Below are 23,797 nucleotides of genomic sequence, written 5' to 3' on the forward strand. Positions count from 1 at the left end.
TTCACCCCAATCTTCCAGTACACCTTTCAAACGTAGAACGCATAACGGAAAAATCATGGCAATCGTAGAAGTCAAAGTCCCCCAACTGTCCGAGTCCGTGGCCGAGGCCACCATGCTGCAGTGGAAAAAGAAAGTCGGCGACACCGTGGCCGCCGACGAGATCCTGATCGAGATCGAAACCGACAAGGTCGTGCTCGAAGTGCCCGCACCTTCAGCAGGTGTTTTGTCGGAAATCCTTCAGGCCGACGGTGCCACGGTGACCGCAGAGCAGCTGATCGCCCGCATCGACACCGATGGCAAAGTGGCCGCCGCCGCGCCTGCAGCCGCAGCGCCTGCCGCTGCATCGGCCCCGACTGTCGCCGCTGCCCCCGCAGCGGCCAGCACCAGCATGGCCGGTGTGGCCATGCCCGCTGCCGCGAAGCTGATGGCCGACAATAGCCTGGCCGCTGGATCGGTGCCTGGCACCGGTAAAGACGGCCGAGTGACCAAGGGCGATGTGCTGGCCGCTGTGGCCGGAGGCGTCAAAACGACTGCTGCCGTGATCCCCACGGGTGTGCCCACCCAGGCTTTGCCTCAGGTGTCTGGACCAGCCGTGGATTTGGGTGAGCGCCCAGCGCAGCGCGTGCCGATGACGCGTCTGCGTGCCCGTGTGGCCGAGCGTTTGCTGCAATCGCAATCGACCAACGCTATCCTGACGACGTTCAACGAAATCAACATGGCCCCGGTCATGGACATGCGCAAGCGCATGCAAGAGCGTTTTGAGAAGGAACACGGCTGCAAGTTGGGCTTCATGAGCTTTTTCGTCAAGGCCGCTGTGCACGCCCTCAAAAAGTTCCCCGTGCTCAACGCTTCGGTGGACGGCAACGACATCGTCTACCACGGCTACTTCGACATCGGCATCGCGGTGGGCTCGCCGCGTGGTTTGGTGGTGCCCATCTTGCGCAACGCCGACCAGATGAGCTTTGCTGAGATCGAAAAGAAGATCGCTGAGTTTGGACAAAAAGCCAAAGACGGCAAGCTGGGCATGGAAGAGATGACCGGTGGCACTTTCTCGATCTCGAACGGCGGCACCTTCGGCTCGATGATGTCAACACCCATCATCAACCCACCCCAGTCGGCCATTTTGGGTGTGCATGCGACCAAAGACCGCGCCATGGTGGAAAACGGCCAAGTTGTGGTTCGCCCGATGAACTACTTCGCCATGTCTTACGACCACCGCATCATCGACGGCCGCGAAGCTGTCTTGGGTTTGGTTGCCATGAAAGAAGCGCTGGAAGACCCCGCGCGTTTGTTGTTCGACATCTAAATATTGACGACGTATCCAAAGGAAAAAACATGAAAATTTTGGCAACACTTACTCTTGCTGCTTTACTTTCTGGTTGCTCAACTTATATGCCTCAGCGGTACAGTGCCTCGGCTGATAATGTTGTTGTAATTAAGGCATTGAATGTGAATGGCGTTAATGTTGGAACTTTCACTACAACGGTGAAAGTTGATAGTGCATGTCGAGGTGCTGGGCCTATTGCTCCACCCGACAGTATGAGCTTTGAAGCCTATATACAAAAAGCGTTTGCAGACGAATTGAAGTTGGCAGGCGTTTTTGATGCTGTAGCACCTAAGGTAACTTTAGCTGGCGTCCTAACCAAAATAGACTTTTCATCTTCAAAAGGGCTGACAGGCGGGGAGTGGAATTTGGCGCTTGACCTGAAATCTTCCAATGGGAAGTCTATTTCTGCCACAGAAACATATAACTTTAATAGTGGCTTTGGTGCAGATACTGCATGTAAACAGACTGCGGAGGCTTTTCTGCCAGCCACACAAAATTTGTTGGCTAAATTAATCAAAAATCCCAATTTCAAAGCAATGTTGCAATAAAGATTTAAATCATGAGCAAACAATTCGACGTTGTCGTCATCGGCGGTGGCCCCGGTGGCTACATTGCGGCCATCCGAGCGGCACAACTCGGTTTCCAGGTCGCTTGTATTGACGAGTGGAAAAACGCAGCCGGTGGCCCAGCGCCCGGCGGCACCTGCACCAACGTGGGCTGCATCCCGTCCAAGGCTTTGCTGCAGTCCAGCGAGCACTTTGACCATGCCAACCACCACTTTGCAGACCACGGCATCACGACCAAGGACGTGAAGATGGACGTGGCCAAGATGCTGGCGCGCAAAGATAACGTGGTCAAGCAAAACAACGACGGTATTCTTTACCTGCTCAAGAAAAACAAGGTCACCTTCTTCCACGGACGCGGCAGCTTTGCTGGCCAAGCCGAAGGCGGCTACGCCATCAACGTGGCGGGCAAGACCGAAGAGTCGATCACCGGCAAAAACATCATCATCGCCACCGGCTCCAACGCCCGTGCCTTGTCCGGCACGCCGTTTGACGAAGTCAATGTGCTGTCCAACGACGGCGCCTTGCGCTTGAGCCATGTGCCCAAAAAGCTGGCCCTGATCGGTTCCGGCGTGATTGGTCTGGAAATGGGCTCGGTCTGGCGCCGTCTGGGTGCAGAAGTCACCATCCTCGAAGGTCTGCCGACCTTCCTGGGGGCCGTGGACGAGCAGATCGCCAAGGAAGCCAAGAAGGTATTTGACAAACAAGGCCTGAAGATCGAGCTGGGCGTGAAAGTCGGCGAGATCGTCAACGGCAAAAAAAGCGTGACCGTCAACTACACCAACGCCAAAGGCGAAGCTGTGGTGCTGGACGCCGACAAGCTGATCATCTCGATCGGCCGCGTGCCCAACACCATCGGTTTGAACCCAGAGGCCGTGGGCTTGCAACTCGACGAGCGCGGTGCGATTGTGGTGGACGCGGATTGCAAAACCAACCTGCCCGGTGTCTGGGCGGTGGGTGACGTGGTGCGTGGCCCCATGTTGGCGCACAAAGCCGAAGAGGAAGGCGTGGCGGTGGCCGAGCGCATCGCGGGCCAACACGGTCATGTCAACTTCAACACCATCCCTTGGGTCATCTACACCAGCCCCGAGATCGCTTGGGTGGGCCGCACCGAGCAGCAGCTCAAAGCCGATGGCGTGGCCTACAAGGCGGGCTCGTTCCCGTTCTTGGCCAATGGCCGTGCCCGTGCTTTGGGCGACACGACCGGCATGGTGAAAATGCTGGCCGATGCGACCACCGACGAAATCTTGGGCGTGCACATCGTGGGTCCGCAAGCCAGCGAGTTGATCGCCGAGGCCGTGGTGGCCATGGAATTCCGTGCCAGCGCCGAAGACATCGCCCGCATTTGCCACGCGCACCCGTCCTTGAGCGAGTCCACCAAAGAGGCTGCTTTGGCCGTGGACAAACGCACGCTGAACTTCTGAGTCTTTGACGGCCGCCGGAACTGCGGTTCTGGGTGAGTTGGGTTAAAGTTCTGCATCCCTGAAAACCCGGGCTTGGTCCCGGGTTTTGTTTTTGAATTGAACAACAAGCCCCCCATGTCCGTTCGTGAAGTCTACGAAGAAGAGCTCCAAAAAAGGGGCTACCAAAGCGATCCGGCCCAACTGCGGGCCATCGAAGCGCTGGAGCGGTGCGCCAGCGAGTGGGCCGCTTACCAATCCAAGCGAACAGGTCTGCTGGGCAAGTTCTTCAGCCGCCCTGAGATCCCCAAGGGGGTGTACATGTTTGGGGGCGTGGGGCGCGGTAAAAGCTTTTTGATGGACTGCTTTTTTGCGGCACTGCCCATCCAGCGCAAGACCCGGCTGCATTTTCACGAGTTCATGCGCGAAGTGCACCGCGAGCTGACCGCCATTCAGGGCACCGTGAACCCGCTGGACGAGCTGGGCAAGCGCATGGCCAAGCGTTACCAGCTGATTTGCTTTGACGAATTTCATGTGGCCGACATCACCGATGCGATGATCTTGCATCGGCTGCTGGTGGCCTTGTTTGACAATGGCGTGGGCTTTGTCACCACCTCCAATTTTGAACCCGACGGCTTGTACCCCGGGGGCCTGCACCGTGATCGGATTTTGCCCGCCATCGCTTTGTTGAACCAGCGCATGCAGGTGCTCAGTGTGGACAACGGCACCGATTACCGCCGCCGCACCTTGGAGCGGGTCAAGCTGTACCACTCGCCACTGGGTGAGCAGGCCGATGCCGAGATGAACGATGCCTTCAACCGTCTGGCCACGGGTCCCGACGAAGACCCGGTGCTGCACATCGAAGCCCGCGACATCTCCGCCAGACGCCGCGCTGGGGATGTGGTCTGGTTCGACTTTCGCGCCATTTGCGGCGGTCCGCGTTCGCAAAATGACTACCTGGAAATCGCCACGCAGTACCACACAGTCTTGCTCAGCAATGTGCCGCACATGCCGGTGAGCATGGCGTCTGAAGCGCGGCGCTTCACCTGGTTGATTGATGTGTTGTACGACCGCCGGGTCAAGCTGATCCTGTCGGCCGCCGTGCCGCCCGAGGGCCTGTACACCTCGGGTCCGATGTCGCACGAGTTTCCTCGCACCGTCTCGCGCTTGCATGAGATGCAGTCCAGCGAGTTTCTGGCCTTGGCACACCGCACGGTGGACACGCAGCTCACATGAAACGCGCATTTTTGAGCGGATGTTGCGTTTTGGCGCTGAGCCTGTTGACGGGCTGGGGCGTTCAGGCGCAAACAGACCAGACAGCCCCCTTGACGGCCCAAATGGCGGATCCGGTCAGAACCATGCTGAACGCCCAGGAACCCTTGGCTTGGGAGCCCAACCTGGACGAGGTGCCCGAGGTCATCGCACGCCAACGACAGGCACTGGAGGCACAACGCAGCGCCATCGTGCAAGCCGAGCAGATGCAGCAAGCAGCGTGTTGGCAAAAATTTGCCGTCAATGTCTGCTTGAGCGAAGCGCGGCTCGTCCGAAGACAAGCCTTGGCGCCCTTGCGCCAGCAGGAGTTGGCCTTGAACGCGCAAGAGCGCGCGTGGCGCAACGCGCAACGCGAACGGCGTTTGCAAGGCAAGCCATCTGTGACTCTGGGGGCGCCATGAGCGAAGACAGCCACATCGATGTCACCAAGATACCGCCAGTTGATTTGCGTTCGCCCCAACGCCAGCTGATTGAATGGCAAATCGAGCATGCCGACCTGGATGCGCTGATTGACCAAGCCGTGCCTGTGGCCGTTCAACTCGACGAACTGCGCTTGCGCCGCATGAAAAAACGCCGCTTGGCCCTGCGTGACCAGATCGTTCAGCTGCAATCGCAGTTGTCCCCCAAGGAACCCGCTTGAGTTTGCTCGATCAGCGGGTCGCCGAAACCCTGTCCTGCCACGGGGTGTTGGCGCAAACCGTGCCGGGTTTTCAGCCTCGGCAGGGCCAGACCGACATGGCCATGGCGGTCAGCCGCACGGTGCAAGACGGTGGCCAGCTGGTGGTGGAGGCGGGCACGGGCACGGGCAAGACCTATGCCTATCTGGTGCCGGTCTTGTTGAGTGGCCAGCGGGCACTGGTGTCCACGGCCACCAAGGCGCTGCAAGACCAATTGTTTTCTCGCGACATCCCGCGTTTGGTGGAGGTGCTGGGTTTGCCCATTCGGGTGGCTTTGCTCAAAGGGCGTGGCAATTACCTGTGCCTGCACCGCATGGAACAAGCCCGGCACAGCCCCGAATCGGCGCAAGCCGGGGCGCAAAAGGCCTTGGCCAAGATCGAGACCTGGGCGCAATCCACCCGCAGCGGCGACATGGCCGAGCTGACGGGTTTGGACGAGCGCTCCTCGTTGTGGCCGCTGGTCACCTCCACACGCGACAACTGCCTAGGCTCCACATGCCCACGCTTTCGCGCTTGTCACGTCAACCTGGCGCGCAAAGAGGCCATGGCCGCGGACGTGGTGGTCATCAACCACCATCTTTTCTTTGCGGACATGGCGGTGCGCGAGTCGGGGGTGGCCGAGCTGTTGCCCACCGTGCGCGTGACCGTGTTTGACGAGGCCCACCAGCTCAACGAGATCGGGGTGAATTTTCTGGGCCAACAACTGTCCACGGTGCAGTTGCACGAGCTGGTGGGCGACGTGCTGGCCACCGGTTTGCAGTTGGCGCGTGGCCTGGTCGATTGGCAAGCCCTGAGCGCAGGCCTGGAAAAAGCCGCCCGCGATTGGCGTCTGGCCGCTGGCCAGCACCGCGGATCGGTGCGTTTGCGTTGGACGGGTCAGCACCCCGAGGGGGTGGCCCCAGACGAGTGGTCGGGTGCACTGCAAGCCGTGTCGAGCGCCTTGGTGGATTTGCAAAACGGCTTGGACTTGGTGAGCGAGCTGGCCCCCGATTTTCAGCGACTGAGCGAGCGCACCCGTGAGCTGATGCAGCGCGCCGCCTTGTTCACCGAAACACCCAATCCCGATGGCGTGCGCTGGGCCGAGGTGAGTGCGCAACTGCGCCTGATCGAGTCGCCCTTGGATATCGCGCAGGCCTTTTCTGCCCTGACCCGTTCTGCGTCAGTGACACCGCAACCCGAGGCTGAGGCCGAATCGCCAGCGGACGCCGACTCTCTGGCGGCCTTGATGGCGGGGGATCCGCGACACGCTGCAAGCCACCCTGCTTCGGCAGTGCCTGCGCCGGCAGGACCTGGGCCGGGTGTGGGTCAGCGGGCCTGGATTTTCACCTCAGCCACTTTGGGTGACGAGCCGAGTTTGCGCTGGTTCACCGAGCCTTGCGGGCTGAGCTCGGCCGAAGTCATGCAGGTCAACAGCCCTTTTGACTATGCACAGCAGGCGGCCCTGTACGTTCCGCCGCACCTGCCTCGCCCGGGTGACCCGGGCCACGCCCACCAAGTGGCCGCTTTGGTGCTGGAGGCGCTGGCGATTTTGGGCGGTAGAACCCTGGTGTTGACCACCACCTTGAACGCGATGCGCAGCATTGGCGAGCAATTGCAAGCGCAGTGCGAAGGCGGCTTGGAGGTGCTGGTGCAGGGCCAAAGCCCCAAACGACGCTTGATGGAGCGTTTTCGTGAAGGAGGAGGGCGCGGTGATGCGCAGGGCCGCAGGGGTTGCGTGCTGGTGGCCTCGGCCTCTTTTTGGGAGGGCTTCGACGTGCCCGGTGATGCGCTGCAACTGGTGGTCATCGACAAGCTTCCTTTTCCGCCCCCAGGTGACCCGCTGTTTGAGGCGCGAAGCCAGCGCATCACGCAGCAGGGCAAGAGCGCTTTTGCCGACCACGCTTTGCCCGAAGCGGCGGTGTCACTCAAACAAGGGGCAGGGCGCTTGATTCGCAGCGAAACCGATCGCGGCATTTTGGTGGTGTGCGACAACCGCCTGAGCACCATGTCCTATGGCCGCCGCCTGGTGCGGGGTTTGCCCGCGATGCGCCGCCTGGAAGACCACGCGGGTTTTTTGGATACGCTGCGTCAGCTCACCACAGACGCCAGCCACCCGAGCGTTTGACCTCTGCGCCATCGGTGGGCAAAAAGGCCGACTTTGGGAAGTTGGTTTGCAACACACGCTTGGCATCGTTGCTCAGTGCCGACATGCCCATGGCCTTGTAGGAACTGATCAAAATGGCCAGGGCTTCCTCCAAGGCAGGCACACCCTGGTAGTCGGCAATGGCCTGCTGCGCCCGGTTGATGGCCGCCACATGCGCCCCCCGGCTGGCATAGAAACGGGCCACATGCACCTCGTAAGCGGCCAGTGAGTTGATGATGTAGGTCATGCGCTGGCGTGCATCAGCGCTGTATTTGGAGTCCGGAAAGCGTGTGCTCAAATCGCGAAAGGCCTCGAAGGAATCTTTCGCAGCCTTTTGGTCGCGCTCGGAGAGGTCTTGACGCGTGATGAAAGAGAACAAACCCAGGTTGTCGTTGAAATTGACCAAACCTTTGAGGTAGATGGCGTAGTCAATTGCCGGGCTGGTGGGGTGCAGGCGAATGAAGCGGTCCAGCGTGGCAATCGCCTGGATCTTGTCGCCGGTTTTGTACTGGGCGAAAGCCTTGTCGATCTGGGCTTGTTGGGCCAGGGCCGTGCCCGCGGCGCGGCCTTCGAGTTTTTCGTAGTAGCCAATGGCCTTGTCCCACGCACCGGCATTCGCCTCGTCGCGGGCTTCGCTGTAGATTTTCTCAGGGGTCCAGCCTGCCGTCAGGTCCTTGGGGGTGTTGGCGCAGCCACTCAGAAGGAGTCCCATGGCCAAAACCAGGCCAGCTGGAACCATCGATAATCTGAAGCTTTGCATCTGTGACACCTTGATTGTTGAACCCTTTGATTATATCGACCGACCCCGAAATGCATGACCCCGGCGAGCTCGCCGAAGATGCCGAGCCCGCCCTGGAAGCGTCGCAAGAAGATGCACAAGAAGAGGTGCGCACGGCAGCCGTCCCTGTGACCCTGCATGGCCAGCGGCTGGACCGGGTGTTGGCACAGTTGGTGCCCGAATTCTCGCGCAGTTATTTGCAACAACTGATCGAGCAAGGCGAGGCGCTGATCGATGGCCGCGTGACCACCAAGGTCTCGGCCAAGGTGCGGCTGGGCCACCAGCTGCAAATCACCTTGCGGGCCACGCCGCAGTCACAAGCCTTTGTGCCTGAGGCCATGCCCATCGACGTGGTGTACGAAGACGCGCATCTGCGCGTGGTCCACAAACCGGCGGGTTTGGTGGTGCACCCGGCTCCGGGTAACTGGCGCGGCACGCTGCTCAATGGCTTGCTGGCCTTGGACCCGCAAGCCAGCGAAGTGCCCCGCGCAGGCATCGTGCACAGGCTGGACAAGGACACCAGCGGACTGATGGTGGTGGCCCGCACGCGCCAAGCCATGGACGCGTTGGTGGCCCAGATTGCTGCGCGGCAAGTGCACCGCCAATACCTGGCCTTGGGCCACAAGAACTGGACTGGCCCCTCACCGCGCACCCTAGAAGCCGCCATCGGCCGAGACCCAGCCAACCGTTTGCGCATGGCCGTGGTGGACCTGGCCCACCAATCGGGCAAAACAGCGGCCACGACCTTCGATCTGCTGGCCCAAGGCGAGCGCTGCTGCTTGGTGCGATGCACCTTGCACACGGGGCGCACGCATCAGATCCGGGTGCACATGGCGCACCTCGGGCACCCCTTGTTGGGCGATGCGGTGTACGGCGGCGCCCCCCTGGGGGGCATCACGCGCCAGGCCTTGCATGCCTGGCGACTGGCCTTTCAGCACCCGATCACCGGCCAGAGCATTGACCTGACATCGGCTTTGCCCGAGGACATGGTGCAGGCCATGCAAAATTCAGGCCTCAGTTACAATCAGTCCCCTTGACGCGCCGCTGAGGCCGTCGGGCCTGATCCTTTTGGAGGGTCTTTGGCAGTGCTGCACTGCCCTTTCCACACGCCGTGAGGCGTTTTGCCACTTCGCCGTGAGGCGTTTTTTTCCGAAAGACCGACACCATGAATACGGCGCAAGCCAAGCGTGTCCTGGAAACGGCCCTGCTCACAGCGGGCCAGCCTTTGTCGCTGCGCGACTTGCGTGTGCTGTTTGACGATGCGCTCGGGGCCGACACCCTGAGGCTGATGCTGCAAGACCTCGAACTTGAATGGGCTGGCAAAGGCCTGGAGCTGGCCTGCGTGGCCAGTGGCTGGCGTTTTCAAAGCCGCCCGGAGCTGCGCGTTTATCTGGACCGCCTGCACCCCGAAAAGCCCCCCAAATACACCCGTGCTGTGCTGGAAACCCTGGCCATCATCGCCTACCGCCAACCGGTCACACGGGGTGACATGGAAGACATTCGGGGCGTGACCATCGGCTCGCAAATCATCAAGCAGCTGGAGGACCGTGGCTGGGTCGAGGTCATTGGCCACCGCGAAACCGTGGGCCGTCCCAGCTTGTTTGCCACCACCCGCCAGTTTCTGGACGATCTGGGTCTGGCCGCCTTGGACCAATTGCCCTTGCTCTCCCAGGGTGACTCGCCCATGTCGGCCTTGGCCGGCATGCTGGAAGAGTCCCCTGCACAAGCCAGCCTTTCGCTCGAAGAGGCCCTGGCCGAGTCAGCCGAATCGACGCTGGCGGGTCAACCCCGCTCTGCCGCGCTTTCTGTCGAAGCCTCCAACGCCCCACAAACCCAACTTTCCAGCGATCCTTCCAGCCCTGCATTGAGCGACCCGCTCGGCGATCACCACCCGGACGCCCATCTGCCCGACGTGGACCCCGCCAACCCCGGCCAAGGCCAAGAAAACACCCCCACATGAACGATTCTTCCTCCAAAGCGCAGGGCCAGCGCTCTGGCGTTTACGCCGCCCGCAAAACGGCTGCAGCCACAACGGCCCCCACCCCTTACAAGGCGATTGATCTGGCCGATGTGGTGTCTGGCCAGTTCGATGACGAGGACGCCGCCGAAGCGGTGGCGCAAGACCTGGGCAAGCGCGTGCTCGCGCCCCAAACCGACTCGCCCAAACTTCACAAGGTGCTGGCCCAAGCTGGCATGGGGTCGCGCCTGGAGATGGAAAAACTCATCACCGAAGGCCGCATCGCCGTGAACAGCGAACTTGCCCATGTGGGCCAGCGCGTGCAATACGGCGACCAGATCAAGGTCGACGGCAAGCCGATCCGCATCCGCATTGACCCGCCGCCCGCCCGCGTGATCGCTTACCACAAGCCCGCTGGTGAGATCGTCAGCCACGACGACCCCCAAAACCGCCCCTCGGTGTTTCGCAAACTGCCGCGCCTGCAAAACGGCAAATGGCAGTCGGTGGGCCGCTTGGATCTGAACACAGAAGGCTTGCTGCTGTTCACCAGTTCGGGTGAGCTGGCCAACCAGCTGATGCACCCGCGTTTTGGTCTGGAGCGCGAATACGCCGTGCGTGTTCTGGGCGCCCTGAGTAAGGACGAAAAGCAAAAGCTGTTGGACGGCGTGATGCTCGACGACGGTCCGGCTCAGTTCGGCTCGATCGAAGACGGTGGTGGCGAGGGCTCCAATTGCTGGTACCGCGTGACCATCTCTGAAGGTCGCAACCGCGAAGTGCGCCGCATGATGGAATCCGTCGGTCATGCGGTCAGTCGCCTGATCCGCATCCGTTATGGCGCGATGGTGCTGCCGCACGGTTTGCGCCGTGGCGCTTGGCTTGAGCTGGACGAGGCTGATATTCGCGCCTTGATGCGGGCGGCGGGCACGAGCGAACGTACCCGCCCCGTCACCGAACAACCGACACGCACCAACCGCAATGACCGCCGCCCCCGCACCGGTGGACAAGGCCGCGCGGGCACGGCCGTGCCCCGCGCCAAACCGACCGCCAAGCCGAACCAGGCCCCCGGAGGGTCTGGCTTACATGCCCAGCCGGATGCCCCCAAAAGCGAGGCCAAGTACATTGGCGCCGAAAGCTTCAACCGCCTGAAAAAAGCGCCGACCACCCCGGGCCGAGGTGGCCGGGGCGGTGCAGGGCGCAGTCGTTGAACACAGGCTTTGGCCGTCTTGCCAGCCCACGGTGGCCCAATCCCGCTTTCCCTATCGGTCCATCGGTAAGCAGGGTCACTTTGTCACCCCACTCAGGTTAGAATGGCAGGCTTTGTCGCATGACAAAAACAGTTAAAAATCACCTCTTTACAGGAAAAAACCATGGCCATCGAACGCACACTCTCCATCATCAAGCCCGACGCTGTTGCCAAGAACGTCATCGGCCAAATCTATGCCCGTTTTGAAGCCGCTGGCCTCAAAGTGGTCGCTGCCAGAATGGCCCACCTTTCGCGCGGCGAAGCCGAGCAGTTCTACGGCGTGCACAAAGAGCGTCCTTTCTTCAAGGACCTGGTGGATTTCATGATCTCCGGCCCCGTGATGATCCAGGCCCTGGAAGGCGAGAACGCCATTGCCAAAAACCGTGACCTGATGGGCGCGACCGATCCGAAAAAAGCCGCCGCCGGCACCATTCGTGCTGACTTCGCCGACAGCATCGATGCCAACGCCGTGCATGGCTCCGATGCGCCAGATACGGCAGCCGCTGAAGTTGCCTTCTTCTTTTCCGGCATGACCGTGTACGCACGCTGATCGCGTCGCGGACCGCACGCGCCCCCCTTGCGCCCTGACCCCATGACGACCAACCTTCTCGAATTCGACCTGGAGGGTTTGGCCGTTTTTTGCGAGGGTCTGGGCGAAAAGCGCTTTCGGGCCACCCAATTGTTCCGCTGGATCCACCAGCGCGGCGCCGCAGATTTTGAGCACATGAGTGATTTGGCCAAGTCCTTGCGCCAAAAACTCCTGTCTCACGCACACGTTGCGCCGCTGCCGCTCATCAGTCAACACATGTCAGCCGACGGCACCATCAAATGGTTGTTTGATGTCGGCGACGGCAACGCCATCGAATCGGTGTTCATCCCCGAAGACGATCGGGGCACCTTGTGCATCTCCTCACAGGCCGGTTGCGCCGTGGGCTGCCGATTTTGTTCCACTGGCCACCAAGGTTTCAGCCGCAACCTCACCACCGGCGAGATCCTCGCCCAGCTGTGGTTTGCCGAGCATTTTTTGCGCCAACACCTCAAAACCGACGAGCGCGTCATCTCCAACGTGGTGATGATGGGCATGGGCGAGCCGCTGCAAAACTATTCGGCCTTGGTTCCAGCCTTGCGCGCCATGCTCGATGACCATGGTTATGGCCTTTCGCGCCGACGCGTCACCGTGTCCACATCGGGCGTGGTGCCCATGATCGAGCGCTTGTCGGGCGATTGCCCCGTCGCGCTGGCCGTGTCGCTGCACGCACCTTTTGATGCGCTGCGCGACAACCTGGTGCCGCTCAACCGCAAATACCCCCTCGATGAGCTCATGCAGGCGTGCATCGCTTATCTGGCCCATGCGCCGCGCGACTTCATCACCTTTGAATACTGCATGCTCGATGGTGTCAACGACCAGCCCGAGCACGCCAGCGCCTTGATCGACCTGGTTCAAAAGCACGCCCGCCAGGGCCTGCGCTGCAAGTTCAACCTGATTCCTTTCAACCCCTTTCCAGCCTCCGGCTTGCTGCGCTCACCTCAGGCCCGCGTCCAGGCCTTTGCCAAGCAGTTGCAAGACGCCGGTTTGGTCACCACGGTGCGCAAAACCCGTGGCGATGACATCGATGCGGCCTGCGGCCAGTTGGCCGGTGATGTGAAAGACCGCACCCAAGTGCAATCGCGCATGGCCGAGCAACGCACCATCACCAGGGTGCCCCTGTCCGCTGTGACTTTTTCGGAGCCCCGACATGACACCAAGCCTAAACACTGAGTCCGACCCCGAGTCCGGCAGTTCTGAGCTCCCTGTGTTGGCCGTAACGGCCGGGCAGTTGCTGCGAAAAGCGCGTTTGGAGGCAGGCATCCACTTGGCCGTTTTGTCGGTCACCTTGAAAGTCCCGGTGCGCCAACTTGAGGCTTTGGAGGCGGATCAGCTTGACCCTGGCAAAGGCCCCGTCTTCTACCGGGGCCTGGCTTCCAGCGTTTGCCGTCACCTGCAAACCGATCCTGCACCGATTTTGGCCTTGTTGCCGCAAATGTCCACTCACCTGGCGCCCCTTCGAAGCGCCATCCAGCCTTTTTCACATGAGGTTTCTGGGCCTACCTCTGGTCTCGCCTGGGGCCGCTTGGCTTCCGCAAAAGTGGTCTGGAGTGCTGCTTTCATGCTGTTTTTGACAGGCGCTTTGCTCTGGCTTCCCGGACCGTCCCAATGGGCTTGGTTAGATGACGTCAAATCCTTGATGGCCGACGAGGTGGTTTCGCAAGACTCAGGCGAGCCGGTCTCGCTGCCTGTGTTGGGCGCGACATCGCCCACTTTTCAAGCTGCTGATGCAAAAACCACACCGTCGCCAGCGTCTGCGGTCTCGACTGTTTCAACTGCGGCAACCACCGCTGTGGTGACACAGCCCATGGCATCCAAGAGTGCGCAAATGATCCCTGCCAATCCATCGACGGCCATGGCATCATCTTCCGCAGGCCGTTCTGATGCATCCCCCGAATGGGTGTTTTCCGCTTCGGGCGACAGTTGGCTGGAAGTGCGCAACGCGCAAAAAGCGGTGGTCTGGAGTGGCGTGGTCAAAGCCGGCGAAAGCACCCGCATTCAGAGCCCTCTGCCTGTGAGTGTGGTGGTTGGCCGTGCCCAGGTGGTCACCGCAACGCTGCGCGGCAAAGCTTTTGACCTCAAGCCCCACACCCAGGTGACGGTGGCTCGTTTTGAAGTGAAGGAGTGAACATGTCATCTGCCAACTTGCCACTGAGCCCTGAGCCGATCGCCATTGCGCGCCCTGCAATGCGGCGCAGCCGCCAGTCCCAAGTGGTCTGGGGTTCACGCATCGTGACCGTGGGCGGCGGCGCCCCGGTGCGCGTGCAGTCCATGACCAACACCGACACAGTGGACGTCATTGGCACCGCCATTCAGGTCAAGGAACTGGCGATTGCCGGCTCCGAAATGGTGCGCATCACCGTCAACACCGTCGAAGCCGCTGAGGCGGTGCCGCACATCCGCGACCAGCTCGACAAAATGGGCATCGACGTGCCCTTGATCGGTGATTTCCATTACAACGGCCATCGGTTGTTGACCGATTACCCGGCGTGCGCCGAGGCCCTGTCGAAATACCGCATCAACCCCGGCAACGTGGGCAAGGGCGACAAACGCGATGTGCAGTTCGGCCAGATGATCGAAGCGGCCATGCGCTGGAACAAAGCCATCCGCATTGGCGTGAACTGGGGGAGCCTCGACCAGGAGTTGCTGGCCGATCTGATGGACATCAACAGCCAGCGCGCCCAGCCCTGGGAAGCGCGCCAAGTCATGTACGAAGCGCTGATTTCTTCGGCCATTTCGTCTGCCGAGCGCGCTGAAGCCATGGGCTTGAATGGTGCTCAAATCGCTTTGTCCTGCAAGGTCTCAGGGGTGCAAGATTTGATCGCTGTGTACCGCGAATTGGGCCGCCGCACCGATTACGCCTTGCACTTGGGCCTGACCGAAGCGGGCATGGGCACCAAGGGCACGGTGGCTTCGGCGACGGCTTTGTCGGTGTTGCTGCAAGAAGGCATCGGCGACACCATCCGCGTCTCGCTCACGCCCCAGCCTGGGGAAGCCCGTACGCAAGAGGTGGTGATCGCGTCTGAAATTTTGCAGTCCTTGGGCTTGCGCATTTTTGTGCCCAGTGTCACGGCTTGCCCGGGTTGTGGCCGCACCACCAGCAGCACCTTCCAGGAACTGGCGAAACAGATTGATGACTTTTTGCGTGCCCAAATGCCCGTCTGGCGCGTGCGCTACCCCGGCGTGGAAAACCTCAAGGTCGCCGTGATGGGCTGCATCGTGAACGGCCCCGGCGAGAGCAAGCATGCCGACATTGGCATCAGCCTGCCCGGCACGGGCGAAGCGCCTGCGGCCCCGGTCTTCATCGACGGCGAAAAGCGCCTGACTTTGCGTGGCGAAGGCATTGCGCAGGAGTTTCAGGTGCTGGTCGAAAACTACATTGAGAACCGCTTTGGTTCCGAATCTGCAGAAGCAAAATGAGCGAACCGCTAAAAGAACACACGCCTCAAGTTACAAAGGTGGCCAAAGCCCAAAAACTGGTCGGCGTCAAGGGCATGAACGACATCCTGCCAACCGAGTCGGCGCGTTGGGAGTGGCTGGAGCAACAGGTGCGCGCTTTGATGGCGCGTTACGCCTACCGCAACGTGCGCTTGCCCATCGTTGAGCCGACGGCCTTGTTTGTGCGCGGCCTGGGTGAGGTGACCGACATTGTTGAAAAGGAGATGTACTCCTTTGAAGACCGACTGAACGGCGAGCAACTCACGCTGCGCCCCGAAGGCACGGCGGGCTTGGTGCGCGCCGTGGTCGAGCACAACCTGCTGTACGAAGGTGGCAAACGCCTGTATTACATGGGCCCGATGTTCCGCCACGAGCGCCCACAGCGCGGCCGCTATCGTCAGTTTCACCAAGTCGGTGCCGAAGTCTTGGGTTTTGGCGGACCAGAGGTGGATGCCGAACTCATCTTGCTGGCCAACGACCTCTGGTCGGTGTTGGGCCTGAAAGACGTTCGCCTGGAACTCAACAGCCTGGGCCAGCCCGCCGAGCGACAGGCCCACCGCACAGCCCTGATTGCGCATCTGGAGCAGCACAGCGATGTGCTCGACGAAGAAGCCAAACGACGCCTGCACAGCAACCCGTTGCGCATTCTGGACACCAAAAACCCGGCCATGCAAAGCGTGGTCGAAGCCGCACCGCGCTTGCTCGACTTTTTGAGCGAAGCTTCCTTGGCCCACTTCAACGCGGTCAAAGCCATTTTGGATGCCAACGGCGTGGCCTACAGCATCAACCCGCGCCTGGTGCGCGGCATGGACTACTACAACCTCACGGTCTTCGAGTTCATCACCACCCGCCTGGGCTCGCAAGGCACGATCTGCGGCGGCGGCCGTTACGACTACCTGATCGAGCAAGTCGGCGGCAAGCCGTCGCCTGCCGTGGGGTGGGCATTGGGTGTCGAACGCGTGCTCGAGCTCATCAAGGAGCAGGGCGGAGCTTTGCCCGATTGGGCCCCCGATGTGTACGCCATCATTCCTGAAAATGCCGCCTTGCCGGTCGCCATGCAGGTGCTGCAGCGCTTGCGCGCTTGTGGCGTCTCGGCCCAAATGCATGCAGGCTCGGGTGACGGCATGGGCAGCATGAAGACCCAGTTCAAAAAAGCCGATGCCTCGGGTGCGCGCTTCGCCCTGGTCTTCGGTGCCGAAGAGTTGGCGCAAGGCCTGGTCGCGGTCAAATCCCTGCGTGACGGCGCAGGGGCCCAGCGCACCCAGCCGCTGAACACCGTGACCGCATGGGCCCACAGCCTACAATCCGCGCTTTGAAGCGCTCAACTCATCACTCACACCATGGCCAAAGCCCTCGACCTTGAAGAACAAGAACAACTCGACCAGATCAAACACTTCTGGAAGAAATACGGCAACCTGATTTCCTGGGTACTGATCGTCGTTTTGGGCAGCTATGCTTCCTGGAATGGTTACAAATACTGGCAACGCGACCAGGCGGCCAAGGCGGCCGTGCTGTTTGACGAGGTCGAGCGCGCGGTCACTGCCGGGGATGTGGTCCGTGTGGAGCGCAGTTTTGCCGACATGAAAGACAAGTTTGGTGGTACGCAATACGCCCACCAAGCGGCCTTGCTGGCAGCCAAGGCTTTGCAGGCCAAAGACAAGGCCGAAGCCGCCCGCGCTGCTCTGAAGTGGGTTGCTGAGGTGGCGCCCGATCCTGCGTACCGCGACATTGCACGTTTGCGACTGTCTGCCCTGTTGCTCGATGCCGGCTCCAACGACGAGGCTCTGGCCCAGTTGAGCGCGCCTTTTACCCCGGCCATGGCGGGTTTGGCCGCCGATTTGCGCGGCGATGTCATGCAGGTCAAAGGCCAAAAAGGCGAAGCGGTCAGTGCTTATCAAAGCGCTTGGCAACTGTTGAGTGACAGTCCCGATTACAAGCGCTTGGTGCAAGCCAAGCTCAATGCGTTGGGTGTGGATCCCGAAACGGCCAATCCGGCCACTGCGACAGGAAGCGCCAAGTGACACGTTTGTTCAACTCTCTGTTCGGACGCTGGTTGGCTGTGGCCTGCTTGTGCGTGTTGTCGGCTTGTTCCAGTGCCCCCAACAAGCCACAGCCCTCACCTTTGCCCAGCGTCAGTGGCTCTTGGAATGTGAAAAAGGCCTGGACCAACCAAATTGGCGAGGTCAGCACCCCTGTCTTGGCCTCTGTCCATGGTCAGCAAGTGGCTGTGGCTTCTACGGCTGGCCAGTTGGCACTGATCGATGCGGTCAGTGGCAGGGATGTGTGGCGGTTGAATCTGGGTGCACCGATTCAAGCAGGTGTTGGCGGTGATGGCCAGCGCTTTGCAGTGGTCACGCGCAACAACGAACTGGTCACGGTCGAAGCCGGCCGGGTCCTCTGGCGTCAAAGCCTATCGGCTTTGTCCTACACACCGCCCTTGGTGGCCGGTGAGCGTGTGTTTGTTTTGACGGGCGATCGGTCCGTGAGCGCTTTTGATGGGGCCACGGGCCAGAAACTTTGGACGCAACAGCGACCGGGTGACCCGCTGGTGTTGCGCCAAGCCGGTTTGTTGATGCCCGTGGGGGACCAGTTGCTGGTTGGCTGGGGTGGGCGTCTGGTCTCCTTGAACCCCTTGTCGGGCGCTGTGCGCTGGGAAACGCTGGTCGGTAGCACCCGCGGCACCAACGAAGTCGAGCGCCTGGTCGATCTGGTCGCTGGGGCCAGCCGTGTGGGCAGCTCGGTCTGCGTGCGAGCCTTCCAAGCCACCGTGGCCTGTGTGGACGGCACCAATGGCCGCATGGCCTGGAGCCGCGCCGCACAAGGCCACCAAGGCCTGGACGGTGACGCCCAAACCCTGTGGGGCGTCGAGTCCGATGGCAAGCTGCAGGCCTGGCAACGCACTTCGGGCGCGCCTTTATGGACACAAGAGGCTTTGCGTTTTCGGGGTGTGAGCATGCCTTTGGCTTGGGGCCAAGCACTGGTTGTGGGAGATCAGGACGGCTGGGTGCATGCACTCTCGCCTCAAGACGGGAAGCCCTTGCAGCGCATCGGCACCGATGGCAGCGCCATCACCGGCCGCCCGGTGGCCGTGGGTCAGACTTTGGTGGTGGTGACACGCACCGGGGGCGTCTTCGGATTTCGCCCCGAATGATGGATCGGAAAATTTTTAAGTGAAACCTGTACTGGCCCTTGTTGGCCGCCCGAATGTGGGCAAATCGACGCTGTTCAACCGCCTGACCAAAAGCCGAGACGCCATCGTCGCCGATTTTGCCGGCTTGACCCGTGACCGCCATTACGGCAATGGCAAACAAGGTCGACAAGAGTTCATTGTGATCGACACGGGCGGTTTTGAGCCCGATGCCAGCAGCGGCATCTACAAAGAGATGGCCAAGCAAACGCAACAAGCGGTGGCTGAGGCCGATGTGGTGATATTCGTGGTGGACGCCCGCGGCGGGTTGTCGGCACAGGACCACGACATCGCCAAGTATTTGCGCAAGATCGGCAAACCCTGTTTGCTGGTGGCCAACAAGGCCGAAGGCATGCTTGAAGGCATCCAGCTGACCGAGTTTTATGAGTTGGGTCTGGGCGAGGTGATCGCCATCTCGGCCGCCCATGGCCAAGGCACTCGCGGTTTGGTGGAGTTGGCCTTTGACCTGTTGAACCTGCCCGACGAGCCGGAAGAGACAGAGGAAGATCTCTCGGTCATCAAACTGGCGGTTGCCGGTCGGCCCAACGTGGGTAAATCCACCCTGATCAACACCTGGCTGGGTGAAGAGCGTTTGGTGGCTTTTGACATGCCGGGCACCACCCGGGATGCGATCTCGGTGCCGTTTGAGCGTCAGGGCCAGAAATTTGAATTGATCGACACGGCCGGTTTGCGCCGCAAAGGCAAGGTGTTCGAGGCCATTGAAAAGTTCTCGGTGGTCAAAACCTTGCAGGCCATTGAATCGGCCAATGTGGTCCTGCTCTTGCTCGACGCCGAGCAGGGCGTGACCGAGCAGGACGCGCACATTGCTGGTTATGCACTGGAAAGCGGCCGCGCCATGGTGCTGGCCATCAACAAGTGGGATGCCGTCGACGAATACCAACGCCAGTTGGTGCAGCGCTCGATTGAAAACCGCTTGCCGTTTTTGAGCTTTGCCAACATGCACTTCATCTCGGCCAAAAAACGTCAAGGTCTGGGGCCTGTCTGGGCCTCCATTGTGCAGGCGCACAAGTCGGCCATGTGCAAAATGAGCACGCCGACTCTGACGCGTTTGCTGCTGGAGGCCGTGCAGTTCCAGAGCCCTCAACGTGGCGGCATGTTCCGCCCCAAACTGCGTTATGCCCACCAAGGTGGCATGAACCCGCCCGTGATCGTGATCCACGGCAATTCGCTGGAGCACGTCACCGACACCTACAAGCGCTTTTTGGAAGGACGCTTTCGCAAAGCCTTCAGCCTGGCCGGCACGCCCATGCGAATTGAAATGAAAACATCGACAAATCCTTTTGCGGACAAAGAATCCAGCTGAGATTTGAGGAATTCATATTTTTCCAAAATCACCTCCCTTTCCCTGTGGTAAGGTCATGTTTTTAAAACTTCTGAACACGGAGAATATCGTGAGCAACAAAGGTCAACTTTTGCAAGACCCCTTTCTGAACGCACTGCGCAAAGAGCATGTGCCCGTGTCCATTTACCTCGTCAACGGTATCAAACTTCAAGGCCAGATTGAATCGTTCGACCAATACGTTGTGCTTTTGCGCAACACAGTGACCCAGATGGTCTACAAACACGCCATCTCCACCATCGTCCCCGGTCGTTCCGTCACCTTCAGCACCCCTGAAACGGGTGAAATCACTGCTTGATGCGGTTTTCGCTCAACTGGCGGTGTGATATCGCCACTGCAGGTTGCTGACATTGTCTGAAACATCCTCCCAACAAGCCGCGCCGACCTTATTGGTCGGCGTTGACTTTGGGCTGCCGCATTTTGACGGCGCGCTGCAAGAACTCGGCCTTTTGGCGGAGTCTGGCGGCTTAAAGCCGGTGGCGCGCCTGACCTGCAAACGCAAGGCCCCTGATCCAGCGCTCTTTGTCGGTAGCGGCAAGGCCGACGAAATCAAAGCGCTGGCCCTGATGCACGGAGCGGTCGAGGTCTTGTTCGACCAGTCTCTGAGTCCGGCACAACAGCGCAATTTGGAGCGCCACATCGGGCTGCCAGTGAATGACCGAACCTTGCTGATCCTGGGAATTTTTGGCCAACGTGCCCGCAGCCACGAGGGCAAACTGCAAGTGGAACTGGCACGCCAGCAGTACCTGAGCACCCGTCTGGTGCGCCGCTGGTCGCATTTGGAACGGCAAAGTGGCGGTATTGGCATGCGAGGTGGTCCGGGTGAGACCCAGATCGAACTGGACCGCCGCATGATCAACGACTCGATCAAGCGCATCAAAGAGCGTTTGCTCAAGGTCAAGAAGCAGCGCAACACCCAGCGGCGACAGCGCGAACGCCGCGACACTTTCAACATTTCGCTTGTGGGCTACACCAACGCGGGCAAGTCCACCTTGTTCAATGCCCTGGTCAAAGCCCGCGCCTTCGCCGCCGACCAGTTGTTTGCCACCTTGGACACCACCACGCGTCAGTTGTATCTGGGCGAAGCAGGGCGCTCGGTCTCCTTGTCCGATACCGTGGGTTTTATCCGTGATTTGCCGCACGGTCTGGTCGAAGCCTTTCAGGCCACACTGCAAGAAGCCACCGAAGCCGATTTGCTGCTGCATGTGGTGGACGCGGCCAACCCGGATTTTCCGGAGCAAATGGCCGAGGTGCAAAAAGTGCTGGCCGAAATCGGTGCCCATCAGGTGCCGCAATTGCTCGTTTTCAATAAACTCGATGCGCTGGCCGCTGAGCGTTACCCCTTGCAGATGCAAGACCAGTACGAACTCGATGGTGAGCCCGTGCCGCGTGTGTTTCTGAGCGCGCGAAGCGGCGAGGGTCTGCCCCTTTTGCGCTCGGCGCTGTCCGACATCGTCAAGGTGGCGCTGCCTGCAGCCCAATCATCAGAGCCTGATCCCCGTGACTTGACCCGGGAATATCCCGGTGACGCGCCTTGAGTGGTCCTTAAATTCGGCACAATGCTGTTTCGTTCTCCAGACAAAGACAAAGAACCATGAATTTTCAACTGCCAGCCCTGCGATGGTCCTTGCTGCCCGCCACGATACGAGGCATTTTCAATTTGAACGACCCACGCTGGGGTCGTGACGATGACAAATCTTCCGGCGACTCGGGCAACAAGCCATCGGGCGACACGCCGCCACCTGGCCCCAAACCGGAAGCCTGGCAGCCACCGCCCGGACGCGGCCCGCAGCAACAGCAAAGTGGCCCGCCCGATTTGGACGAGTTGTGGCGTGACTTCAACCGCAAGCTCGGTCAGATTTTTGGCGGCAAAGGCGGCCCTCAACGTCCCCAAGGCCCTGGCGGTTCTGGAGGTGGATCGGGCGGGCCGGAAATTCCAGCCTTCATCAAGAACCTGGGCATTGGTGTCATTTTGGGTGGTGCCTTGCTGGTCTGGTTGGCCACCGGATTTTTCATCGTGCAAGAAGGTCAGCAGGCCGTCATCACCCAGTTTGGCAAGTACAACTCCACAGTGGGGGCGGGTTTCAATTGGCGCTTGCCTTACCCAGTGCAGCGCCACGAACTGGTGTTCGTGACGCAAATCCGTTCGGTGGACATTGGCCGCGACAACATCGTCAAAGCCACAGGTCTGCGTGAGTCGGCGATGTTGACCGAGGATGAAAACATCGTTGAAATCAAATTCGCCGTGCAATACCGCCTGAACGACGCTCGGGCCTATTTGTTCGAAAGCCGCAACCCGACCGAAGCCGTGGTGCAGACCGCTGAAACCGCTGTGCGCGAGGTGGTGGGCAAAATGAAAATGGATTCGGCGCTGGCCGAAGAGCGTGACCAGATTGCGCCTCGCGTGCGTGAAAAAATGCAAACCATCTTGGACCGTTACAAAGTGGGTATTGAGGTCGTGGGCATCAACTTGCAGCAAGGGGGCGTGCGCCCACCTGAGCAGGTGCAGGCTGCTTTCGACGACGTGCTCAAAGCCGGTCAGGAACGCGAACGCGCCAAGAACGAAGCGCAAGCCTATGCCAACGATGTGGTCCCGCGTGCCGTGGGTGCCGCCTCGCGTCTGAAGGAAGAGGCCGATGCTTACCGCGAACGCATCGTGGCGCAAGCCGAAGGTGATGCCCAGCGCTTCAAGACCATCTTGCCCGAGTACCAAAAATCGCCTCAGGTCATGCGTGACCGCATGTACACCGACACCATGCAACAGATCTACAGCAACGTGACCAAGGTGCTGGTCGACAGCAAATCAGGCTCCAACCTTCTGTATTTGCCGCTCGACAAAATCATGTAACAGGTCACGCAAGTGGCCCCGCCCACCATGGATGTGCCCGCAGCCCCTGCCAATACCGGCAGCAACGGCGCTGCGGACACCCGCTCCCGAGACCTCGAGCGTTCGCGTAGCCGCGATCCACGATAAGGAATAAGACAATGAATCGCATCGGATTGTGGATTTCGAGTTTGCTGGTGGTGTTCGCACTGCTCAGCTCTACCTTGTTCGTGGTGGACCAGCGCCAGTTTGGCGTGGTCTACGCTTTGGGTCAGATCAAGGAAGTGATCACCGAGCCAGGCCTGCACTTCAAGTTGCCGCCTCCACTGCAAAACGTCAACTACATTGACAAGCGTTTGTTGACGCTGGACAGTCCCGACAACGAGCCCATGCTCACGGCCGAAAAGCAGCGCGTGGTGATTGACTGGTATGTGCGCTGGCGCATCACCGATCCGCAGGCCTACATCCGCAACGTGGGTCTGGATGAAAAGGCAGGTACCAACCAGCTCAACCGCGTGGTACGCAACGCTTTCCAGGAGGAGATCAACAAACGCACCGTCAACGAGCTGCTGTCTCTCAAAAGGGAAGCGCTGATGGACGACGTCAAAGCCGCCGTGCTGGTCGTGGTCAAAGGCGCCAAGCCTTGGGGCGTGGACGTGGTGGATGTGCGCATCACCCGTGCCGATTACGTGGACACCATCACCGAATCGGTGTATCGCCGTATGGAAGCTGAACGCAAACGCGTGGCCAACGAGTTGCGCTCGACCGGTGGTGCAGAAGGTGAAAAAATTCGTGCCGACGCCGATCGCCAGCGCGAGGTGACGATCGCCAATGCTTACCGCGATGCCCAAAAAATCAAGGGCGAGGGCGATGCCCAAGCGGCCCGCTTGTATGCCGAGTCCTTTGGCCGCGACCCGCAGTTTGCCCAGTTCTATCGCAGCCTAGAAGCTTACAAGTCCAGCTTCAACAGCAAGGGCGACGTGATGGTGCTCGACCCTGGCAGCTCCGAGTTTTTCAAGGGCATGCGCGGCACACCGGGCGGTGCACCGGCCCGGAAGTAAAT

At 60.4% G+C, this 23,797-nt stretch carries 22 protein-coding genes and 1 pseudogene; 22 read left to right on the forward strand and 1 reads right to left on the reverse strand.

The window, feature by feature from the left end; translation table 11 throughout:
* The first annotated feature begins 55 nt into the window (after positions 1–55).
* From odhB to Q0O99_RS06390, 7 genes are all read left to right on the forward strand, one after another.
* Positions 56–1,306: a 2-oxoglutarate dehydrogenase complex dihydrolipoyllysine-residue succinyltransferase gene (odhB, locus tag Q0O99_RS06360; RefSeq protein ID WP_293749660.1), complete on the forward strand. Its 1,251-nt coding sequence runs from the start codon at positions 56–58 to the stop codon at positions 1,304–1,306.
* A 29-nt stretch (positions 1,307–1,335) separates the two neighbouring features.
* The gene (locus Q0O99_RS06365; RefSeq protein WP_293749662.1) at positions 1,336–1,875 is read left to right on the forward strand and encodes a hypothetical protein; all 540 of its coding nucleotides are present in this window, start codon (positions 1,336–1,338) and stop codon (positions 1,873–1,875) included.
* Between the two features lie 11 nt (positions 1,876–1,886).
* Positions 1,887–3,314: a dihydrolipoyl dehydrogenase gene (lpdA, locus tag Q0O99_RS06370; protein WP_293749664.1), complete on the forward strand. Its 1,428-nt coding sequence runs from the start codon at positions 1,887–1,889 to the stop codon at positions 3,312–3,314.
* Positions 3,315–3,428: 114 nt separating this feature from the next.
* On the forward strand, positions 3,429–4,526 hold the full coding sequence (zapE, locus tag Q0O99_RS06375) for a cell division protein ZapE (RefSeq protein WP_293749666.1): 1,098 nt from the start codon (positions 3,429–3,431) through the stop codon (positions 4,524–4,526).
* Positions 4,523–4,963 (forward strand): hypothetical protein, encoded by a 441-nt coding sequence (locus Q0O99_RS06380; RefSeq protein ID WP_293749668.1) that lies wholly within the window; start codon positions 4,523–4,525, stop codon positions 4,961–4,963. Before zapE ends, Q0O99_RS06380 begins: the two co-directional genes overlap by 4 nt.
* Entirely contained in the window at positions 4,960–5,202 is a 243-nt protein-coding gene (locus tag Q0O99_RS06385; protein WP_293749670.1) for a DUF465 domain-containing protein, read from the forward strand. Before Q0O99_RS06380 ends, Q0O99_RS06385 begins: the two co-directional genes overlap by 4 nt.
* A gap of 95 nt (positions 5,203–5,297) precedes the next feature.
* Positions 5,298–7,343: an ATP-dependent DNA helicase gene (locus Q0O99_RS06390; protein ID WP_293749750.1), complete on the forward strand. Its 2,046-nt coding sequence runs from the start codon at positions 5,298–5,300 to the stop codon at positions 7,341–7,343.
* On the opposite strand, the gene Q0O99_RS06395 is transcribed toward Q0O99_RS06390, so the two are convergent.
* Entirely contained in the window at positions 7,312–8,121 is an 810-nt protein-coding gene (locus tag Q0O99_RS06395; protein ID WP_293749672.1) for an outer membrane protein assembly factor BamD, read from the reverse strand. The genes Q0O99_RS06390 and Q0O99_RS06395 overlap by 32 nt on opposite strands.
* A gap of 50 nt (positions 8,122–8,171) precedes the next feature.
* Here Q0O99_RS06395 and Q0O99_RS06400 point away from each other — a divergent pair, with 50 nt between their 5' ends.
* The 15 genes and pseudogenes from Q0O99_RS06400 to hflC all read left to right on the forward strand — a co-directional run bounded on the left by Q0O99_RS06400 (position 8,172) and on the right by hflC (position 23,795).
* Entirely contained in the window at positions 8,172–9,176 is a 1,005-nt protein-coding gene (locus tag Q0O99_RS06400; RefSeq protein WP_293749752.1) for an RluA family pseudouridine synthase, read from the forward strand.
* A gap of 128 nt (positions 9,177–9,304) precedes the next feature.
* On the forward strand, positions 9,305–10,099 hold the full coding sequence (scpB, locus tag Q0O99_RS06405; RefSeq protein WP_293749673.1) for an SMC-Scp complex subunit ScpB: 795 nt from the start codon (positions 9,305–9,307) through the stop codon (positions 10,097–10,099).
* Entirely contained in the window at positions 10,096–11,301 is a 1,206-nt protein-coding gene (locus Q0O99_RS06410; protein WP_293749675.1) for a pseudouridine synthase, read from the forward strand. Before scpB ends, Q0O99_RS06410 begins: the two co-directional genes overlap by 4 nt.
* Before the next feature lie 162 nt (positions 11,302–11,463).
* Entirely contained in the window at positions 11,464–11,889 is a 426-nt protein-coding gene (gene ndk, locus Q0O99_RS06415; RefSeq protein ID WP_293749676.1) for a nucleoside-diphosphate kinase, read from the forward strand.
* A 42-nt stretch (positions 11,890–11,931) separates the two neighbouring features.
* On the forward strand, positions 11,932–13,098 hold the full coding sequence (gene rlmN / locus Q0O99_RS06420; protein WP_293749677.1) for a 23S rRNA (adenine(2503)-C(2))-methyltransferase RlmN: 1,167 nt from the start codon (positions 11,932–11,934) through the stop codon (positions 13,096–13,098).
* Positions 13,076–14,053: a helix-turn-helix domain-containing protein gene (locus Q0O99_RS06425; protein WP_293749678.1), complete on the forward strand. Its 978-nt coding sequence runs from the start codon at positions 13,076–13,078 to the stop codon at positions 14,051–14,053. The genes rlmN and Q0O99_RS06425 overlap by 23 nt, the downstream gene beginning before the upstream one ends.
* Positions 14,054–14,055: 2 nt before the next feature.
* Positions 14,056–15,345 (forward strand): flavodoxin-dependent (E)-4-hydroxy-3-methylbut-2-enyl-diphosphate synthase, encoded by a 1,290-nt coding sequence (gene ispG, locus Q0O99_RS06430; protein ID WP_293749680.1) that lies wholly within the window; start codon positions 14,056–14,058, stop codon positions 15,343–15,345.
* Positions 15,342–16,679, forward strand: coding sequence for a histidine--tRNA ligase (hisS, locus tag Q0O99_RS06435; RefSeq protein ID WP_293749682.1), 1,338 nt, complete (start codon positions 15,342–15,344; stop codon positions 16,677–16,679). Before ispG ends, hisS begins: the two co-directional genes overlap by 4 nt.
* Positions 16,680–16,703: 24 nt before the next feature.
* A complete protein-coding gene (locus Q0O99_RS06440) occupies positions 16,704–17,384 on the forward strand; it encodes a tetratricopeptide repeat protein (protein ID WP_293749684.1) in 681 nt (226 codons plus the stop codon).
* Positions 17,381–18,514, forward strand: a complete 1,134-nt coding sequence (gene bamB, locus Q0O99_RS06445; RefSeq protein WP_293749685.1) for an outer membrane protein assembly factor BamB — start codon at positions 17,381–17,383, stop codon at positions 18,512–18,514. The genes Q0O99_RS06440 and bamB overlap by 4 nt, the downstream gene beginning before the upstream one ends.
* A 19-nt stretch (positions 18,515–18,533) precedes the next feature.
* Positions 18,534–19,874 (forward strand): ribosome biogenesis GTPase Der, encoded by a 1,341-nt coding sequence (gene der / locus Q0O99_RS06450; RefSeq protein WP_293749687.1) that lies wholly within the window; start codon positions 18,534–18,536, stop codon positions 19,872–19,874.
* Between the two features lie 70 nt (positions 19,875–19,944).
* The gene (hfq, locus tag Q0O99_RS06455; protein ID WP_040506060.1) at positions 19,945–20,208 is read left to right on the forward strand and encodes an RNA chaperone Hfq; all 264 of its coding nucleotides are present in this window, start codon (positions 19,945–19,947) and stop codon (positions 20,206–20,208) included.
* A 52-nt stretch (positions 20,209–20,260) separates the two neighbouring features.
* A complete protein-coding gene (gene hflX, locus Q0O99_RS06460; protein ID WP_293749689.1) occupies positions 20,261–21,448 on the forward strand; it encodes a GTPase HflX in 1,188 nt (395 codons plus the stop codon).
* A 56-nt stretch (positions 21,449–21,504) separates the two neighbouring features.
* Positions 21,505–22,884, forward strand: a pseudogene (gene hflK / locus Q0O99_RS06465) (FtsH protease activity modulator HflK).
* Positions 22,885–22,895: 11 nt separating this feature from the next.
* Entirely contained in the window at positions 22,896–23,795 is a 900-nt protein-coding gene (gene hflC, locus Q0O99_RS06470) for a protease modulator HflC (protein WP_293749691.1), read from the forward strand.
* The last annotated feature ends 2 nt before the right edge of the window (positions 23,796–23,797 follow it).

The organism is Limnohabitans sp. Rim8 (assembly GCF_945901735.1).
GTDB lineage: Bacteria > Pseudomonadota > Gammaproteobacteria > Burkholderiales > Burkholderiaceae_C > Limnohabitans_A.

Bases quoted from the DNA above. Each gene is read 5' to 3' on its own strand.
- odhB (WP_293749660.1), top strand. From the start codon at position 56: ATGGCAATCGTAGAAGTCAAAGTCCCCCAACTGTCCGAGTCCGTGGCC.
- Q0O99_RS06365 (WP_293749662.1), top strand. From the start codon at position 1,336: ATGAAAATTTTGGCAACACTTACTCTTGCTGCTTTACTTTCTGGTTGC.
- lpdA (WP_293749664.1), top strand. From the start codon at position 1,887: ATGAGCAAACAATTCGACGTTGTCGTCATCGGCGGTGGCCCCGGTGGC.
- zapE (WP_293749666.1), top strand. From the start codon at position 3,429: ATGTCCGTTCGTGAAGTCTACGAAGAAGAGCTCCAAAAAAGGGGCTAC.
- Q0O99_RS06380 (WP_293749668.1), top strand. From the start codon at position 4,523: ATGAAACGCGCATTTTTGAGCGGATGTTGCGTTTTGGCGCTGAGCCTG.
- Q0O99_RS06385 (WP_293749670.1), top strand. From the start codon at position 4,960: ATGAGCGAAGACAGCCACATCGATGTCACCAAGATACCGCCAGTTGAT.
- Q0O99_RS06390 (WP_293749750.1), top strand. From the start codon at position 5,298: ATGGCCATGGCGGTCAGCCGCACGGTGCAAGACGGTGGCCAGCTGGTG.
- Q0O99_RS06395 (WP_293749672.1), bottom strand. From the start codon at position 8,121: ATGCAAAGCTTCAGATTATCGATGGTTCCAGCTGGCCTGGTTTTGGCC.
- Q0O99_RS06400 (WP_293749752.1), top strand. From the start codon at position 8,172: ATGCATGACCCCGGCGAGCTCGCCGAAGATGCCGAGCCCGCCCTGGAA.
- scpB (WP_293749673.1), top strand. From the start codon at position 9,305: ATGAATACGGCGCAAGCCAAGCGTGTCCTGGAAACGGCCCTGCTCACA.
- Q0O99_RS06410 (WP_293749675.1), top strand. From the start codon at position 10,096: ATGAACGATTCTTCCTCCAAAGCGCAGGGCCAGCGCTCTGGCGTTTAC.
- ndk (WP_293749676.1), top strand. From the start codon at position 11,464: ATGGCCATCGAACGCACACTCTCCATCATCAAGCCCGACGCTGTTGCC.
- rlmN (WP_293749677.1), top strand. From the start codon at position 11,932: ATGACGACCAACCTTCTCGAATTCGACCTGGAGGGTTTGGCCGTTTTT.
- Q0O99_RS06425 (WP_293749678.1), top strand. From the start codon at position 13,076: ATGACACCAAGCCTAAACACTGAGTCCGACCCCGAGTCCGGCAGTTCT.
- ispG (WP_293749680.1), top strand. From the start codon at position 14,056: ATGTCATCTGCCAACTTGCCACTGAGCCCTGAGCCGATCGCCATTGCG.
- hisS (WP_293749682.1), top strand. From the start codon at position 15,342: ATGAGCGAACCGCTAAAAGAACACACGCCTCAAGTTACAAAGGTGGCC.
- Q0O99_RS06440 (WP_293749684.1), top strand. From the start codon at position 16,704: ATGGCCAAAGCCCTCGACCTTGAAGAACAAGAACAACTCGACCAGATC.
- hflC (WP_293749691.1), top strand. From the start codon at position 22,896: ATGAATCGCATCGGATTGTGGATTTCGAGTTTGCTGGTGGTGTTCGCA.